The following is a 15087-nucleotide window of genomic DNA, read 5'->3' as shown; positions in this document are numbered from 1 at the left end:
ACCTCGAAAGAACAGAGTAACCAGCTAAAGAGTGGTCACTATACAACGGACGAGGGAAGGATGTTAGCTAAAGCGGGGTGAGGAGGAGGAACTGCAGGGCGCACGGGCACCCTGCAGAAAAAACTTACAGCATGAAGCTGCCCAGCAAGAAGCCGAAGCAGACAGCCAGAACCACACCCAGAGTACCCGGGATGAAGAACGGATGGTTAAAGACGAATTTACCGATACGGGTTGTACCGGTGTCATCCATCTGAACCGCCGCAACCAGAGTTGGGTAGGTTGGCAGAATGAACAGGCCAGAAACAGCTGCGAAAGAGGCCACAGCGGTCAGCGGGGAAACGTTCAGCGCCAGAGCCATCGGCATCAGTGCTTTAGCGGTTGCTGCCTGAGAGTACAGCAGCGCAGAAGCAAAGAAGAAGATGACGGCCAGCAGCCACGGATGACCCTGAATTACGCTACCTGCAGTATCTTTGATCCAGTCAATGTTGTGAGATACGAAGGTATCACCCAACCATGCAACGCCCAGGATACAAATACAGGCGCTCATACCGGCTTTGAAGGTGCTGGAGTTCAGGATGGAGTCAGTTTCAACGCGGCAGATGATGGTGGTCAGCGTCGCGATGCTCAGCATGATGATCAGGATAGCGTTGGTGGTGTTCATCAGCGGTTTCGCGACCAGACCCAGGCTTGGGCTGTTGACGATCGCATAGACAACAACGCAAATTACGCCCAGCAGGAACAGCCAAACGGAGGTTTTTGCGCCTGCTTTGATTTCAACTTGTCTTTCACCACGCAGTTCAACCAAACCTTCTTCCAGACGTTTACGATAAATCGGATCGTCAGACAGTTTGGAGTTGAACAGCATAGTCACCAGGAAGGACATTACCAGAACGGCCAGCAGGGTGGACGGAATAACCACGGACAGCAGGTGAATATAGCTGATGCCATGACCTTCCATTACGGAAGACATGTAAACCACGGCTGCAGAGATTGGTGATGCTGTGATCGCAATCTGAGCAGAAACCACCGCAGTTGAGAGCGGACGGCAAGGTTTGATCCCTTGTTCCTTCGCAACTTCAGCGATAACCGGCAGCGTTGCCAGAGAGATGTTACCCGTACCTGCAAAGATGGTCAGGAAATAGGTCACGATGGGTGCAAGGATCGTGATGTATTTCGGGTTCTTACGCAGCAGTTTTTCAGTTTGATGAACCAGATAGTCCAGGCCACCTGCAATCTGCATAGCTGAGATGGCAGCGATAACCGCCATGATAATGGAAATGACATCGAACGGGATATTACCGGGTTTTACGCCGATAGCGGCGAGAACCAGGACACCCAGCCCACCTGCAAATCCAATACCGATACCCCCAAGTCTGGCACCTAAAAAGATTGCCAGCAAAACGATGATAAGTTCTAAAACTATCATATTAGCCTTCCTTGTTGTTTAACAAGTTGATATTAAATTGTTGTTTTTAAGTAACTTCGTGCAAGAAAAAAGGCACGTCATCTGACGTGCCTTCTCTGGTACTACCCTACACGATTACTGTTCGCTTTCATCAGTATAACGTTTTGCTTTATAAGCCGGGTGCATCAGGTTCTGTGCAGAGAAGATATCGTCCAGCTCGGCTTCGGTCAACAGGCCGCGCTCCAGGACAACTTCACGTACGCTCTTACCAGTTTCGGCACAAATTTTACCAACGATGTCGCCGTTGTGGTGGCCGATGAACGGGTTAAGGTAAGTAACGATACCGATAGAGTTATAAACGAATGCTTCGCACACTTCTTTGTTAGCAGTAATGCCGCTAACGCATTTTTCCAGCAGGTTGTAGCAAGCGTTGCTCAGAATGTGAATGGATTCGAACATTGCCTGACCGATTACTGGCTCCATAACGTTCAGCTGCAGCTGACCTGCTTCAGACGCCATGGTGACAGTGATGTCGTTACCGATGACTTTAAAGCACACCTGGTTTACGACTTCAGGAACAACCGGGTTCACTTTTGCTGGCATGATGGAAGAGCCAGCCTGCAGTTCCGGCAGGTTGATCTCGTTCAGGCCGGCACGTGGACCAGAGGAGAGCAAACGCAGGTCATTACAGATTTTGGACATCTTCACAGCCAGACGTTTCAGTGCGCCGTGCACCATAACGTATGCGCCGCAGTCAGAAGTTGCTTCAATCAGGTCTTCTGCAGGAACGCAGGCAAAACCGGTAACTTCAGCCAGTTTTTTCACTGCCAGCGGAGAGTATTCTTTCGGTGTGTTCAGACCCGTACCGATTGCCGTTGCGCCGAGGTTAACTTCCAGCAGCAGTTCAGCGGTACGCCCAATGTTTTTCACTTCTTCTTTCAGCAGGACGCTGAAAGCACGGAATTCCTGACCGAGGGTCATCGGTACAGCATCCTGCAACTGGGTACGACCCATTTTCAGGATGTCCTGGAATTCGTCGGCTTTTTTCTCGAAGCCTTCACGCAGCTGGTTCAGTGCATCAATCAGTTTGATGATGGATGCGTATACAGCAATACGGAAACCGGTTGGGTAAGCGTCGTTGGTGGACTGACATTTGTTAACGTGGTCGTTCGGGTTCAGGTACTGATATTCACCTTTCTGGTGACCCATCAGTTCCAGACCGATATTGGCCAGCACTTCGTTGGTGTTCATGTTGACGGAGGTACCCGCACCACCCTGGTAAACGTCTACCGGGAACTGATCCATGCATTTTCCGTTATTCAGGACTTCATCACACGCCGCGATGATGGCATTTGCCACACTCTTAGGAATGGTTTGCAGCTCTTTGTTGGCCATAGCCGCTGCCTTTTTCACCATTACCATGCCGCGAACAAATTCAGGAATGTCGCTGATTTTGTTGTTGCTAATGTAGAAGTTTTCAATCGCTCTCAGAGTGTGAACACCATAGTAAGCGTCCGCTGGAACTTCCCTGGTACCCAACAAGTCTTCTTCGATACGAATGTTGTTTAACATGTGAACCTTCTTTTTCAAGCTGCCAATGATTTGACTAAACACACAGGATATATGTGATTTCGATTGTTTCTCGACCGACGATTATCCCCTGCATCGGTCTGATACCCGAGATCATATGCTGGTTCAGGATTTCTACCGTAATCTGGATCACTTAAAACGTGGAATTTACCCCTTATTTATTATTCTGTGAAATAGATCACCCCTTTAGGATTAACACTAAATATTAGTGTACAAGCGGCTTGAAATTTTGCTAACCACCTCAATATCTGATTGATGCGAGTCACATAATTTTTGAACAGGCGTTGAAAAAAACGACTGTTATTGACAGGAGATCCCCTTGCGCTGGATACCATTACTTGCCATTTTTCTCTATGTTTACATAGAGATATCTATTTTTATTCAGGTTGCCCATGTGTTAGGCGTCCTGATGACCCTGATTTTGGTTATTTTTACGTCGGTTATCGGTATGTCTCTGGTTCGTAATCAGGGATTTAAGAACTTTTTACTGATGCAACAAAAAATGGCGGCAGGTGAAAGCCCGGCTGCAGAAATGATCAAGAGCGTTTCGCTGATTATTGCTGGTTTGCTGTTGGTGTTGCCCGGTTTCTTCACCGATTTCCTTGGTCTTCTTCTTTTATTACCTCCGGTGCAGAAGCATCTGACGATGAAACTGCTGCCGCATTTGCGTTTTTCACGTATGCCTGGCGGTGGTTTTAGCGCCGGAACGGGTGGCGGTGAGACCTTTGACGGTGAGTTTCAGCGCAAAGACGAGCATCGTGACAGTATTGAACATAAAGACGATCGTCGGGATTAAGCATCAGTATGTCGGCCGGATAAGCGTTAGCGCCATCCGGCAAACGTGTTCACACGCCCGATGATGGCGTCACCGTCGACTTATCCGGCCTGCGGGGTAAAAACAGCCACAGCGCTGCCAGCATAATCAGCGCATACAGGCTCTTCCAGCCGACCATCGCCAGCAATAGCAGACATAGCAAACCGCCAACGATCGCTAATACGCGATAATGCCCTTTCAGTAATCGACACCCCGCCAGCATGCACAGCAGATAAATCATAATAAAGATGCCGTTGGCGTAGACGATTAACGCATCGAGATTGATTTGCAGCATATAGATGCACAAGGTACTGACCACGCAGCAACCTAATACGGCGTTCAGCGCATTGCGCGGAAGGTGACGAGGAGACAGACGCGCCAGAGAACTCTCCGGCTTATATTGCGCTTGCGACCAGACCAGCCGGGCAAAACTCTGAATATAAATGTTGAGACTGGCAAAGCAGGCCAGATAACCAATAATGCAGGCGACCCACAGTGCCTGTACGCCAAACAGCTGTACAACAATTTCTGGCAGTGATGCTGCCGCTGCCATCTGCTCGCCGTAAGCGCCAAAATGAAGGACGACGACGGTGCATGCCCAGTAGACAGAACCTGCCAGCAGCAGACCGATCATCAGCGCGCGCGGAAAGTCTCGCTCCGGATTTTTAAATTCAGAGGCCAGGTGGGCAAATGCTTCAAGGCCGACAAAGCACCAGAACATCACTGACAGGGCGGCGAACAGCCCGGGAAGCTCAATTTCGCTAACCGCAGGGAAAGGGATTTCACTGGGTTTTAGATCGCCCACCCACCAGATGGCGACAATGAGGGCAACGATCAGTCCGGCAATGACCGTTTGCAGGTTAGCGCTGGAGCTGGCGCCGCGGGAGCCTATGTACCAGACCAACGCCAGCGTACCGAGTTCTGCCAGCAGAAGCTGCCCGTCATGCCAGCCAAACATCGCTTGGCCGAATCCAGCGGCAATATGTAATGCCGCAGGCAAGCCCACGGGGATTACTGACAAAAACAGCCATCCGGTGACGCGCTCCAGGCGCGAGCCAAAGGCCATACCGACAAAATGCGCCACGCCGCCCGCGCTGGGGAAGTGGCGGCCGAGCACGGCAAAGACAATCGCCACGGGAAAGACTAAAACAATCAGCACCGGCCAGGCCCACAGACTGTTGTTGCCAGCAACCAGCGCAGCCAGCGCGGGGACGGCAAAAACGCCTGTACCTAATAATGATGTCGACAACAGGCCAACGCCCTGAGCCAGTCCCAGCTCTTGTTTCAGTCCGCTCATAAGTTGTTATCCGGTTATGCCCATTGACCGGGCTACAGCGCAGATTTTTGATGGTATCACAATCGGATTTGCTTATGACGACGTGACTGAAATCGTTATGGAATGTGAGGTGCGTCGGTGTTTTGACGGGATTTTCTGCTGATAAAAAATTTTTTTCGCTTGCCCCCTTGAAGGCACAAAAGCCCATCCCCATCTCTCTGGTCACTAGCCGGGAAACCGTTTACGGGCCGGCGTCACCCATAACTGATAAAGACTTTCTCAAAGGAGAGCTATCAATGAGTATTCGTCCGTTACATGATCGTGTGATCGTCAAACGTAAAGAAGTTGAATCCAAATCTGCTGGCGGCATCGTACTGACCGGTTCTGCAGCAGGTAAATCAACTCGTGGCGAAATCATCGCTGTCGGTAAGGGTCGCATCCTGGACAACGGTACCGTACAGCCGCTGGACGTAAAAGTCGGCGATATCGTTATTTTCAACGATGGCTATGGTGTTAAATCTGAGAAGATCGACAATGAAGAAGTGTTGATCATGTCTGAAAGCGACATCCTGGCAATTGTTGAAGCCTAATCCGCGAACGACACTGAACATACGAATTTAAGGGAAAGAGAAAATGGCAGCTAAAGACGTAAAATTCGGTAACGACGCTCGTGTGAAAATGCTGCGCGGCGTAAACGTACTGGCAGATGCAGTGAAAGTTACCCTCGGTCCAAAAGGCCGTAACGTAGTTCTGGATAAATCTTTCGGTGCACCGACCATCACTAAAGATGGTGTTTCCGTAGCACGTGAAATCGAACTGGAAGACAAGTTCGAAAACATGGGTGCGCAGATGGTGAAAGAAGTTGCCTCTAAAGCGAACGACGCTGCAGGCGACGGTACCACTACCGCAACCGTACTGGCTCAGTCCATCATCACTGAAGGTCTGAAAGCTGTTGCTGCGGGTATGAACCCGATGGATCTGAAACGTGGTATCGACAAAGCTGTCGCTGCTGCCGTTGAAGAACTGAAAGCACTGTCCGTACCGTGCTCTGACTCTAAAGCTATTGCTCAGGTTGGTACCATCTCCGCTAACTCCGACGAAACCGTAGGTAAACTGATCGCTGAAGCGATGGATAAAGTCGGTAAAGAAGGCGTGATCACCGTTGAAGACGGTACCGGTCTGCAGGACGAACTGGACGTGGTTGAAGGTATGCAGTTCGACCGTGGCTACCTGTCTCCTTACTTCATCAACAAGCCGGAAACTGGTGCTGTAGAACTGGAAAGCCCGTTCATCCTGCTGGCTGATAAGAAAATCTCCAACATCCGCGAAATGCTGCCGGTTCTGGAAGCTGTCGCGAAAGCTGGCAAACCGCTGCTAATCATCGCTGAAGATGTTGAAGGCGAAGCGCTGGCAACTCTGGTTGTTAACACCATGCGCGGTATCGTGAAAGTGGCTGCTGTTAAGGCACCTGGCTTTGGCGATCGTCGTAAAGCGATGCTGCAGGATATCGCTACCCTGACCGGTGGTACCGTTATCTCTGAAGAGATCGGTATGGAGCTGGAAAAAGCCACTCTGGAAGATCTGGGTCAGGCAAAACGCGTTGTTATCAACAAAGACACCACCACCATCATTGATGGCGTGGGCGATGAAGCTGCAATCCAGGGTCGCGTAACTCAGATTCGTCAGCAGATCGAAGAAGCAACTTCTGACTACGACCGTGAAAAACTGCAGGAGCGCGTAGCGAAACTGGCAGGCGGCGTTGCGGTAATCAAAGTTGGTGCTGCGACTGAAGTTGAAATGAAAGAGAAGAAAGCCCGCGTTGAAGATGCCCTGCACGCCACCCGTGCTGCGGTAGAAGAAGGCGTGGTTGCTGGTGGTGGTGTTGCGCTGATTCGCGTAGCGTCCAAAATTGCTGGCCTGAAAGGTCAGAACGAAGACCAGAACGTAGGTATCAAAGTTGCGCTGCGCGCGATGGAATCCCCGCTGCGTCAAATCGTTCTGAACTGCGGCGAAGAGCCGTCTGTAGTGGCTAACACCGTGAAAGCGGGTGACGGTAACTACGGTTACAACGCTGCAACTGAAGAATACGGCAACATGATCGACATGGGTATCCTGGACCCAACCAAAGTAACGCGTTCTGCTCTGCAGTACGCAGCTTCTGTTGCGGGTCTGATGATCACCACCGAGTGCATGGTTACCGATCTGCCGAAAGGCGATGCGCCTGACTTAGGTGCTGCTGGTGGTATGGGCGGTATGGGTGGAATGGGCGGCATGATGTAATCATGTTGTTCTGAACCTCTCAGAATTGAAAACCCCCGGGCAGAATTGTCCGGGGGTTTTTCTTTTGGTCATCTTTTTAGTATATGATTCAGCTACGGACATAACGTCCAACAAATTGATTATGGGGAATGACATGCACGTGAAATATTTAGCAGGGATCGTTGGTGCCGCGCTACTGATGGCGGGTTGTAGCTCCAGCAACGAACTGAGTTCAGCCGGACAAAGCGTACGCTTTGTCGAAGACAAGCCAGGCGCAGAGTGCCAGCTGATTGGCACCGCAACCGGTACGCAGAGCAACTGGCTTTCTGGTCAGCATGGCGAAGAAGGCGGTTCTATGCGTGGCGCAGCGAACGATCTGCGTAACCAGGCCGCCGCAATGGGGGGTAACGTGATTTATGGCGTCAGCAGCCCATCACAGGGAATGCTGTCCAGCTTTGTGCCTACCGCCAGCGAGATGAATGGTCAGGTTTATAAGTGCCCAAATTGATAAACGCTGTTGATGCCGGATGGCGACGCTGAAGCGTCTTATCCGGCCTACGATCATGTGTACGTAGGCCTGATAAGCGCAGCGCCATCAGGCATTCTGAGTTTTATGCGCAGACTGAACGCGTAAATGATGTAGCGCGCGCAAACACTGATCCTGATTGAGCTTTTGGGTTTTATCACCCGTCAATGTTCTGACAAAAACCTGGCACGGTACACCGGCAAGTTTTTTCAGTCGTGGGCTGAAGTCCAGAAGGCGTCGAGTAATGGCCTCAGCTTCTTTACTGCCGGAAAGGGCGCGAGTTTTCACTACTGAGCCACAGTATTGAGCTTTACCCTTTTCATCCTTATAGCGGTAGATAATCGCCAGGTAATGGTTAAACAGGTTATGTTTCCATTCTGGTTGTGTATATGAATCATATTCAAGATTGTCGTTTTGCTGGCAATCAACATCGTACAGCGGTAAGAAATCCAGCAGCGATGTAATTCTTAGCGCTAATTCCTGCATGCCCGCATTATTTATTGCGTGAATGATTACATGGGCTAATACCTGGATCTGTAATTCATTAATCAGTAATTCGTGGGTTTGTCCGTCATGCAGCGTCAGAGAGAATGCTAAGCTCTCTCCTTTGTCATCCACTAACATCAGCGAATTGATGCGACGGTTTATATCCGCATTTTTTAACTCATCTTCCTGAATTAACAGGATATTCTCGTGCATCTTCTTACTGGCTTTGTCGCGTTCTTTTTCATATTGCAAACGCGCTTCTTCGCTAAGCTGTTGCTTCGTATGGAGTCTGCTCTCCAGGGCGATAAGCAAATCTCTTAGCCCCAACGGTGAGAAAAAGAACAGCGACTCTTTATTTCTTGGTTCTTTGATCTTGAGTGCCAGAGCAACAAATTCATTCTTCTGACGAATAACACCGGTATTAATACCCTTAATACTAATAACCATTCAGGGTTATCCCTAACCATATATTTATTGGAAATCTACATTTGTATTAATTTATAAATTTTGCAAATGAGTTGTTGCACAGTGCTAGGTAAATTAGCACATATTAAAAGTGCGACTCCACCTGCACGGATATTAAATCCTCGGGATGGGTAGTGAGTGTCCATAATCGGACACTCACTAAGAATTATTGCTGGCGTAATTGCAGGTCCAACGGTGTTTTACTGGGTTCTCCGCCAATTTCTCGCGCCAGTTTAGGGACCATATAACCGGAAACCAGCGTCAGAAGTTCACGCACAATCTGACGCGCTTCATCGTCGCTGACCATAAAGTGGGCGGCACCCTGTACTTTATCCAGTACATGCAGGTAATAGGGCATAACACCCGCATCAAACAATGCGTTGCTAAGGTCGGCCAGGGTTTGGGCGTTATCGTTAACACCACGTAGCAATACGCTTTGATTAAGTAGCGTAACGCCTGCTTTGCGCAGTCTGAGCATCGCCTGACGAAACGTCTCATCAACTTCATTGGCATGGTTAATATGATTGACCAGCAGAATTTGCAGTGAAGAGTGAGCAAAACGTTCGGTCAGCCCTTCGGTAATCCGCGCAGGGATCACAATCGGTAAACGGCTGTGAATACGCAGACGTTTAATGTGTGGAATGGTTTCCAGCTGCGTGAGCAGCCAGTCCAGTTCGTGATCCTTGGCCATCAACGGATCGCCGCCGGAGAAGATTACCTCATCGAGTTCTGGATGGGCGGTAATGTAGTCCAGAGCGACCTGCCAGTTGCGCTTGTTACCCTGATTTTCGGCGTACGGGAAGTGTCGGCGGAAGCAATAACGACAATTTACCGCGCAGCCGCCTTTGACCAGCAGCAGCGCCCGGTTGCGATATTTATGCAGCAGGCCGGGAACCACACTGTGTTGTTCCTCCAGCGGATCGGTCGAGTAGCCGGGTGCGGCAACAAACTCTTCCTCGGCGGTAAGTACCTGACGCAGAAGCGGATCGTTAGGATTGCCTTTCTCCATGCGCGCAATAAACGCGCGCGGCACGCGCAGGGCGAAAAGTCGTCTCGCGTCGCGTCCGGCCAACAGTTTTTCATCTGCGTCTATATTCAAAAGATGCAGAAGTTCATCGGGATCGGTCACAACATCGGCAAGTTGCGATAACCAATCTTCTCTGGATGGGGTATTTAGGGTTACAATATGCGCCATTTTGTGGCTTAGCTACCAGTTAACAATTTTCAGAGGGCCTTATGGCAACGTACTATAGCAACGATTTTCGTGCTGGTCTTAAAATCATGTTGGACGGCGAACCTTATGCGGTTGAAGCCAGCGAATTCGTTAAACCAGGCAAAGGCCAGGCGTTTGCGCGCGTTAAGCTGCGTCGCCTGCTGACCGGTACTCGTGTAGAGAAAACCTTCAAGTCTACCGACTCTGCCGAAGGCGCAGATGTAGCCGACATGAACCTGACCTTCCTGTATAGCGACGGTGAATTCTGGCACTTCATGAACAACACCACTTTCGAACAGCTGGCTGCAGACGAGAAAGCGGTAGGCGATAACGCTAAATGGCTGCTGGACCAGGCCGAATGCATCGTGACCCTGTGGAACGGTCAGCCGATCTCCGTGACTCCGCCGAACTTCGTTGAGCTGGAAATCGTTGATACTGACCCAGGTCTGAAAGGCGATACCGCGGGTACTGGCGGCAAACCGGCTACCCTGTCTACCGGCGCAGTCGTTAAAGTTCCGCTGTTCGTACAGATCGGCGAAGTGATCAAAGTGGATACTCGCTCAGGCGAATACGTTTCCCGCGTAAAATAAGACACTTATTTGATCTTGTGGCGCAGGTTGCTGCGCCATACTTTTTCCAGGGCAGGAATGATGAAACGTCTTCTCAGTCTTGTAATGCTAATCCTTTTCACCAGCACTCTCCTGGCGGGCTGTAATACCGCGCGCGGCTTCGGTGAAGACATCAAACATCTCGGTAATTCAATCTCTCACGCCGCCAGTTAAACTTCTCACATAATCTGAAAAAACGGTTGTTTATCCATCACACTTCCGGATCTTGTCTATTATTAAGTAGCTATACACAAACAATATTGGCTAGAAAAGGAAGACGTTATGATTAAGAAGACAATTGCTGCGATCTTTTCTGTGTTGGTACTTTCTTCCGTATTAACCGCGTGTAATACCACGCGAGGCGTAGGGGAGGATATTTCTGACGGTGGTAACGCTATCTCTGGTGCAGCGACAAAAGCTCAGCAATAACGCTCAACGGTACGACGTCGGGTCGTACCGTTAACTCTCCTTGTGCGGGAGTGAGAGGAACGGTGAGAAGCGGTTCCCCAGATGAAGCTTCATACGAATATTTCGTTTATAGGTATATACCGTTTTGCCATGAATGCTGAGCGTAGCGGCTATCATCTTATTGCTCACGCCATCCATCCACATTGACAATACTTTCTCCTCCTGCGGCGTAAGCAGTGGCGTCACGTTTTCGGCTAATGCTAATGTGGGGCGATCTTGTAGCGCCTCCTGAATCGTGTGTGTCAGTGCGTTTAGCGAGGTGTGTTTGGTTAATACCGAGTAGGCGATGGCTTGAGAAGTCGGGATGGACGCATGCTGTCTATCCGCTGATTGCAGTAAAATCAGAGGGATGACGCCACAGCTCATGAAAAAGGGCTTAACTGGTGGACTGGAATGCGCCTCGCTAATAAAACTGTATAAATCCGCAATGACCAGATGCGGTTTCCACTGCAAAATATGCTCTTTTGCCAACAGAAGATTATTAATTCCTGATACCAGAAATGAGGAGTTGAACCTGTCAGAATGATTAAGCAAGGCCTCAATCCCTGTGCGGGTAAAGTGGCATCGGTCAATCACTAAAATTTTAAGCATAAACTTTTCGCATTCAAAAGAGGGGCAATCGACTTTCTGATTTCAGAAAGCCCTTCATCATAGAGAACTCCAATGAGTGCCAAATGCGGGAACTCCGCCGCTAATTATGCTTAATTCTTGCTTTTAACGGACGGTGAATAAAAAGGTTGAAATTCATTTTCTGTCGGGCAAAAATGCCATTTCACACACCAGCTTTGCAGGACGACCTGCAAACGCTTCTTTCACCGGGGACGGCCCCATTGTTCTGGAGCCTGATATGTCCTGGATCGTTTTATTAATTGCCGGTTTGCTCGAAGTTGTTTGGGCGATTGGCCTGAAATACACCCACGGTTTTACGCGTCTGACGCCAAGCATTATCACCATCGTCGCGATGATCGTCAGTATCGCCATGCTCTCCTGGGCGATGCGCACCTTACCCGTTGGGACTGCCTATGCCGTCTGGACTGGTATTGGCGCCGTCGGGGCGGCCATTACCGGGATTCTGCTGTTGGGTGAATCTGCCAGTCCGGCGCGTTTGCTGAGTCTGGGACTGATTGTGGCTGGCATTATTGGCCTGAAGCTTAGCACTCACTAAGCGCCAGGCTGTTTCACCCAAATCAGTTTATTGACGTCAAACCCTTCCCGGGTCGCGATAGCCAACATTTGCTGCTTCATTTCATCTGAAATGGTGGGGGTCCGTGAAAGGATCCACAGGTAATCGCGATCCGGACCGCAAACCAGCGCGTGGCGATATTCCCGATCGAGCGCAATCACGTTATACCCACCGTAGAAGGGACCGAAGAATGACACCTTGAGCGCAGCCCGATTTGGGTCGCCGGTGAAATAGGCTTTACCCTCCGTTTTTTGCCACATCTCTCTGTCCGGGTTATAGCCTTTATTGATCACATTGAGGCCGCCGTCGTCGCGCAAGCTGTAGGTTGCGGTAACTTTTTCCAGTCCACGTTCGAAACGATGGTCTAAACGTGCAATTTCATACCAGGTACCAAGATAGCGTTTGGCGTCAAAGTTATTCACAACGGTAACGCCTTTTGGCGGTGTAGGGGAACTGCAGGCGACAACCAGAAATGCAGCCGTAACTGCAGCAACGACGGGCAGAATGCGCATAAGATTTTCCTTGCTGTTTTTTTGTTAAGTGTAGATGACAGCAGGAAAAAGAAGAGGAAGAAACGAGGTCCGCTATAGCGGACCTCATCGTCAGTTATTGCAATTTTTCAAGAATGCACCAGGCTGCATCGACGCGGGCAGGATTTGGATAGCTTTTGTTTGCCAGCATCACAATGCCAAGATTTTTTTCTGGAACGAAAGCAACATAGCTACCAAATCCGCCGGTGGAGCCGGTTTTATGCACCCATGAGGCCTTCACGGCAGGGGCTGGCGGATTAATCTCAACGGCGGGAAGCGCCGCTAACGCGACTTTACTGTCGCTACCGTTGATTATCGAATCGGCATTCACCGGCCAGTTCAGCATCTCCCAGCCTAATCCCTGGTACATATCGCCAATACGCCAGTAACGAGCCTGCGCAATTTCAATTCCCTGTCGGAGCGTTTTCTCTTGTACCTGGCTGGCGTCCATGTTGGCCTGAACCCAGCGAGTCATATCGACAAGGCTGGATTTTACCCCATAGGATTCGGCATCAAGCTGCCCCGGAGATACATGCACAGGCTTTCCTTCGCGATAGCCCCAGGCATAATCCTTTTGTTCGCTCTGCGGAACCGTAATCCAGGTATGCGCCAGTTTTAATGGTTGCAGGACGCGTTTGGTCATCGCCTCTTCATAGCGCATTCCTGAAGGTTTCACCGCCAGTGCGCCAAACAGACCAATACTGGAGTTAGCATAGAGACGTTTAGCGCCCGGGGCCCATTGCGGCTGCCAGTTGTGATAAAAGCGCAGTAATGCCGCTTTATCTGTAACATCGTCAGGTACCTGAAGCGGCAGACCACCCGCCGTATAGGTGGCCAGGTGCAGCAGGCTGACACCCTGCCATTGTTTGCCAGTTAATTCGGGCCAGTATTGGGTGACCGGATCGCTGAGCTTAATTTCACCGCGGGCGATAGCATCACCGCCCAGCACACCGTTGAACGTCTTACTTACCGATCCGAGCTCAAACAGCGTTTGCTGGGTGACTGGACGGTTTTTGGCGATATCGGCTTTACCCCAGGTAAAGTAATAAGGTTTTCCCTGGTAGATAATTGCCACGGCCATACCCGGAATAGCCTGTTCTTGCATCAGCGGTGTGATGGTGCGGTTTACGATATCGGCAATCTGTTGTTCTGTTTTTTCGGCGGCAAACGTTGAGACCGAGGCTGTCAGCAGCAACGCGCAGCATAACGATTTTTTCATCATCAAATCAGTTCCGTAATAAAAAGCAAAAGGGTGTCCGGGCCCGTCAGACGCAATCAGTTTGTTTGATTTGCAGTGTGTTGACAAACGGTTAAATTTAGCAGCAGATATAAGTTTTTCTAACAGGCCAGATGATGACGCGTAGCTATATCCCCCTTAACTCGCTGCGAGCTTTTGAAGCCGCGGCCAGACACCTTAGCTTTACCCGCGCTGCGATTGAGCTCAACGTGACGCATTCTGCCATCAGCCAGCATGTCAAAGCGCTGGAACAGCAGCTAAATTGTCAGCTTTTTGTGCGTGGCTCTCGTGGGTTGATGCTGACGACAGAAGGGGAAAGTCTGTTACCTGTACTTAATGATTCTTTCGATCGTATGGCGGGGATGCTGGATCGTTTTGCCACTAAACAAACCCAGGAAAAACTTAAAATTGGGGTAGTAGGGACCTTTGCGATCGGTTGTCTTTTTCCTCTGCTCAGCGACTTTAAGCGTAGCTATCCGCATATTGATTTGCATATTTCCACCCACAATAACCGCGTGGATCCCGCCGCCGAGGGACTGGACTATACCATTCGCTACGGAGGAGGTGCCTGGCACGATACCGATGCTCAATATTTGTGTAGCGCGCCGATGTCCCCGCTTTGCTCGCCAGAATTAGCCGCACAGATCAAGGTACCTGCCGACCTCCTGAAATTCCCGTTATTACGATCTTATCGGCGAGATGAGTGGACGCTTTGGATGCAGGCCGCCGGAGAAGCGCCTCCGTCACCGACGCACAACGTGGTGGTGTTTGATTCGTCCGTCACAATGCTGGAGGCCGCGCTGGCGGGGATCGGGGTGGCGATTGCCCCGGTAAGAATGTTCACACATTTGCTCGGTAGTGAACGTATCGTTCAGCCGTTTCTAACGCAGATTGATCTGGGGAGCTATTGGATAACGCGTTTGCAATCCCGACCGGAGACATCTGCAATGCGTGAGTTTTCCCGTTGGTTGACTGGGGTATTGCACCAATAAAAAGGCCCGCCAATGGCGGGCCTGATAGTTAACGC

Annotated in this window: 17 protein-coding genes; 9 read left to right on the top strand and 8 right to left on the bottom strand. The window is 50.2% G+C overall.

The window, feature by feature from the left end:
- Window positions 1–124: 124 nt before the first annotated feature.
- Complete coding sequence (gene dcuA, locus ACVXHP_RS23445) at window positions 125–1426, bottom strand: anaerobic C4-dicarboxylate transporter DcuA (RefSeq protein WP_038636462.1); 1302 nt, start codon at window positions 1424–1426, stop codon at window positions 125–127.
- A 114-nt stretch (window positions 1427–1540) separates the two neighbouring features.
- On the bottom strand, window positions 1541–2977 hold the full coding sequence (gene aspA, locus ACVXHP_RS23440) for an aspartate ammonia-lyase (RefSeq protein WP_304702512.1): 1437 nt from the start codon (window positions 2975–2977) through the stop codon (window positions 1541–1543).
- 337 nt (window positions 2978–3314) lie between these two features.
- Here aspA and ACVXHP_RS23435 point away from each other — a divergent pair, with 337 nt between their 5' ends.
- On the top strand, window positions 3315–3791 hold the full coding sequence (locus ACVXHP_RS23435; protein ID WP_006686272.1) for an FxsA family protein: 477 nt from the start codon (window positions 3315–3317) through the stop codon (window positions 3789–3791).
- A gap of 49 nt (window positions 3792–3840) precedes the next feature.
- Here ACVXHP_RS23435 and yjeH read toward each other — a convergent pair whose 3' ends face one another.
- Window positions 3841–5106 carry an L-methionine/branched-chain amino acid transporter gene (gene yjeH / locus ACVXHP_RS23430; RefSeq protein ID WP_447572257.1) on the bottom strand — a complete coding sequence of 422 codons (1266 nt, stop codon included), beginning with the start codon at window positions 5104–5106 and terminating at the stop codon, window positions 3841–3843.
- Window positions 5107–5381: 275 nt separating this feature from the next.
- On the opposite strand from yjeH, the gene ACVXHP_RS23425 reads away from it, so the two are divergent.
- The 3 genes from ACVXHP_RS23425 (at window position 5382) to ACVXHP_RS23415 (ending at window position 7852) form a co-directional block, all read left to right on the top strand.
- Window positions 5382–5675, top strand: coding sequence for a co-chaperone GroES (locus tag ACVXHP_RS23425; RefSeq protein WP_000027827.1), 294 nt, complete (start codon window positions 5382–5384; stop codon window positions 5673–5675).
- A 43-nt stretch (window positions 5676–5718) separates the two neighbouring features.
- Window positions 5719–7365, top strand: a complete 1647-nt coding sequence (gene groL, locus ACVXHP_RS23420; protein ID WP_003025464.1) for a chaperonin GroEL — start codon at window positions 5719–5721, stop codon at window positions 7363–7365.
- Between the two features lie 133 nt (window positions 7366–7498).
- On the top strand, window positions 7499–7852 hold the full coding sequence (locus tag ACVXHP_RS23415; RefSeq protein WP_042312852.1) for a DUF4156 domain-containing protein: 354 nt from the start codon (window positions 7499–7501) through the stop codon (window positions 7850–7852).
- A gap of 87 nt (window positions 7853–7939) precedes the next feature.
- Here the strand turns inward: ACVXHP_RS23415 and yjeJ are convergent, their stop codons facing one another.
- A complete protein-coding gene (gene yjeJ / locus ACVXHP_RS23410; RefSeq protein ID WP_447572256.1) occupies window positions 7940–8803 on the bottom strand; it encodes a YjeJ family protein in 864 nt (287 codons plus the stop codon).
- Between the two features lie 184 nt (window positions 8804–8987).
- On the bottom strand, window positions 8988–10016 hold the full coding sequence (gene epmB / locus ACVXHP_RS23405; RefSeq protein WP_038636478.1) for an EF-P beta-lysylation protein EpmB: 1029 nt from the start codon (window positions 10014–10016) through the stop codon (window positions 8988–8990).
- 41 nt (window positions 10017–10057) lie between these two features.
- On the opposite strand from epmB, the gene efp reads away from it, so the two are divergent.
- The 3 genes from efp to ecnB all read left to right on the top strand — a co-directional run bounded on the left by efp (window position 10058) and on the right by ecnB (window position 11071).
- Window positions 10058–10624, top strand: coding sequence for an elongation factor P (gene efp, locus ACVXHP_RS23400; protein ID WP_042312845.1), 567 nt, complete (start codon window positions 10058–10060; stop codon window positions 10622–10624).
- A 57-nt stretch (window positions 10625–10681) separates the two neighbouring features.
- On the top strand, window positions 10682–10816 hold the full coding sequence (ecnA, locus tag ACVXHP_RS23395) for a lipoprotein antitoxin entericidin A (RefSeq protein ID WP_016151394.1): 135 nt from the start codon (window positions 10682–10684) through the stop codon (window positions 10814–10816).
- A 108-nt stretch (window positions 10817–10924) separates the two neighbouring features.
- A complete protein-coding gene (gene ecnB / locus ACVXHP_RS23390) occupies window positions 10925–11071 on the top strand; it encodes a lipoprotein toxin entericidin B (RefSeq protein ID WP_032940256.1) in 147 nt (48 codons plus the stop codon).
- Window positions 11072–11101: 30 nt separating this feature from the next.
- Here the strand turns inward: ecnB and ACVXHP_RS23385 are convergent, their stop codons facing one another.
- Window positions 11102–11701: a LuxR C-terminal-related transcriptional regulator gene (locus ACVXHP_RS23385; protein ID WP_447572255.1), complete on the bottom strand. Its 600-nt coding sequence runs from the start codon at window positions 11699–11701 to the stop codon at window positions 11102–11104.
- Between the two features lie 256 nt (window positions 11702–11957).
- On the opposite strand from ACVXHP_RS23385, the gene sugE reads away from it, so the two are divergent.
- The gene (gene sugE, locus ACVXHP_RS23380; RefSeq protein WP_016151397.1) at window positions 11958–12275 is read left to right on the top strand and encodes a quaternary ammonium compound efflux SMR transporter SugE; all 318 of its coding nucleotides are present in this window, start codon (window positions 11958–11960) and stop codon (window positions 12273–12275) included.
- On the opposite strand, the gene ACVXHP_RS23375 is transcribed toward sugE, so the two are convergent.
- Together ACVXHP_RS23375 and blaCMY are read right to left on the bottom strand one after the other, a co-directional pair.
- Window positions 12272–12805 (bottom strand): lipocalin family protein, encoded by a 534-nt coding sequence (locus tag ACVXHP_RS23375; protein WP_200008146.1) that lies wholly within the window; start codon window positions 12803–12805, stop codon window positions 12272–12274. The two genes, sugE and ACVXHP_RS23375, sit on opposite strands and share 4 nt — an antisense overlap.
- Window positions 12806–12899: 94 nt before the next feature.
- On the bottom strand, window positions 12900–14045 hold the full coding sequence (gene blaCMY / locus ACVXHP_RS23370) for a CMY-2 family class C beta-lactamase (RefSeq protein ID WP_447572254.1): 1146 nt from the start codon (window positions 14043–14045) through the stop codon (window positions 12900–12902).
- A 131-nt stretch (window positions 14046–14176) separates the two neighbouring features.
- Here blaCMY and ampR point away from each other — a divergent pair, with 131 nt between their 5' ends.
- A complete protein-coding gene (gene ampR / locus ACVXHP_RS23365) occupies window positions 14177–15052 on the top strand; it encodes a LysR family transcriptional regulator AmpR (protein ID WP_447572265.1) in 876 nt (291 codons plus the stop codon).
- The last annotated feature ends 35 nt before the right edge of the window (window positions 15053–15087 follow it).

It is taken from the genome of Citrobacter freundii complex sp. 2025EL-00176 (assembly GCF_053309355.1).
Note: the sequence above shows the minus strand (reverse complement) of the source record. Positions and strands in the feature narration are given on the sequence as shown.

What these genes read in the sequence shown, in the direction of transcription:
- yjeH (WP_447572257.1), bottom strand. Translation starts at nt 5,106, where the DNA reads ATGAGCGGACTGAAACAAGAGCTGGGACTGGCTCAGGGCGTTGGCCTG.
- ACVXHP_RS23375 (WP_200008146.1), bottom strand. Translation starts at nt 12,805, where the DNA reads ATGCGCATTCTGCCCGTCGTTGCTGCAGTTACGGCTGCATTTCTGGTT.
- ACVXHP_RS23385 (WP_447572255.1), bottom strand. Translation starts at nt 11,701, where the DNA reads ATGCTTAAAATTTTAGTGATTGACCGATGCCACTTTACCCGCACAGGG.
- ecnA (WP_016151394.1), top strand. Translation starts at nt 10,682, where the DNA reads ATGATGAAACGTCTTCTCAGTCTTGTAATGCTAATCCTTTTCACCAGC.
- epmB (WP_038636478.1), bottom strand. Translation starts at nt 10,016, where the DNA reads ATGGCGCATATTGTAACCCTAAATACCCCATCCAGAGAAGATTGGTTA.
- groL (WP_003025464.1), top strand. Translation starts at nt 5,719, where the DNA reads ATGGCAGCTAAAGACGTAAAATTCGGTAACGACGCTCGTGTGAAAATG.
- aspA (WP_304702512.1), bottom strand. Translation starts at nt 2,977, where the DNA reads ATGTTAAACAACATTCGTATCGAAGAAGACTTGTTGGGTACCAGGGAA.
- ACVXHP_RS23415 (WP_042312852.1), top strand. Translation starts at nt 7,499, where the DNA reads ATGCACGTGAAATATTTAGCAGGGATCGTTGGTGCCGCGCTACTGATG.
- ACVXHP_RS23425 (WP_000027827.1), top strand. Translation starts at nt 5,382, where the DNA reads ATGAGTATTCGTCCGTTACATGATCGTGTGATCGTCAAACGTAAAGAA.
- ecnB (WP_032940256.1), top strand. Translation starts at nt 10,925, where the DNA reads ATGATTAAGAAGACAATTGCTGCGATCTTTTCTGTGTTGGTACTTTCT.
- yjeJ (WP_447572256.1), bottom strand. Translation starts at nt 8,803, where the DNA reads ATGGTTATTAGTATTAAGGGTATTAATACCGGTGTTATTCGTCAGAAG.
- blaCMY (WP_447572254.1), bottom strand. Translation starts at nt 14,045, where the DNA reads ATGATGAAAAAATCGTTATGCTGCGCGTTGCTGCTGACAGCCTCGGTC.
- dcuA (WP_038636462.1), bottom strand. Translation starts at nt 1,426, where the DNA reads ATGATAGTTTTAGAACTTATCATCGTTTTGCTGGCAATCTTTTTAGGT.
- efp (WP_042312845.1), top strand. Translation starts at nt 10,058, where the DNA reads ATGGCAACGTACTATAGCAACGATTTTCGTGCTGGTCTTAAAATCATG.
- ampR (WP_447572265.1), top strand. Translation starts at nt 14,177, where the DNA reads ATGACGCGTAGCTATATCCCCCTTAACTCGCTGCGAGCTTTTGAAGCC.
- sugE (WP_016151397.1), top strand. Translation starts at nt 11,958, where the DNA reads ATGTCCTGGATCGTTTTATTAATTGCCGGTTTGCTCGAAGTTGTTTGG.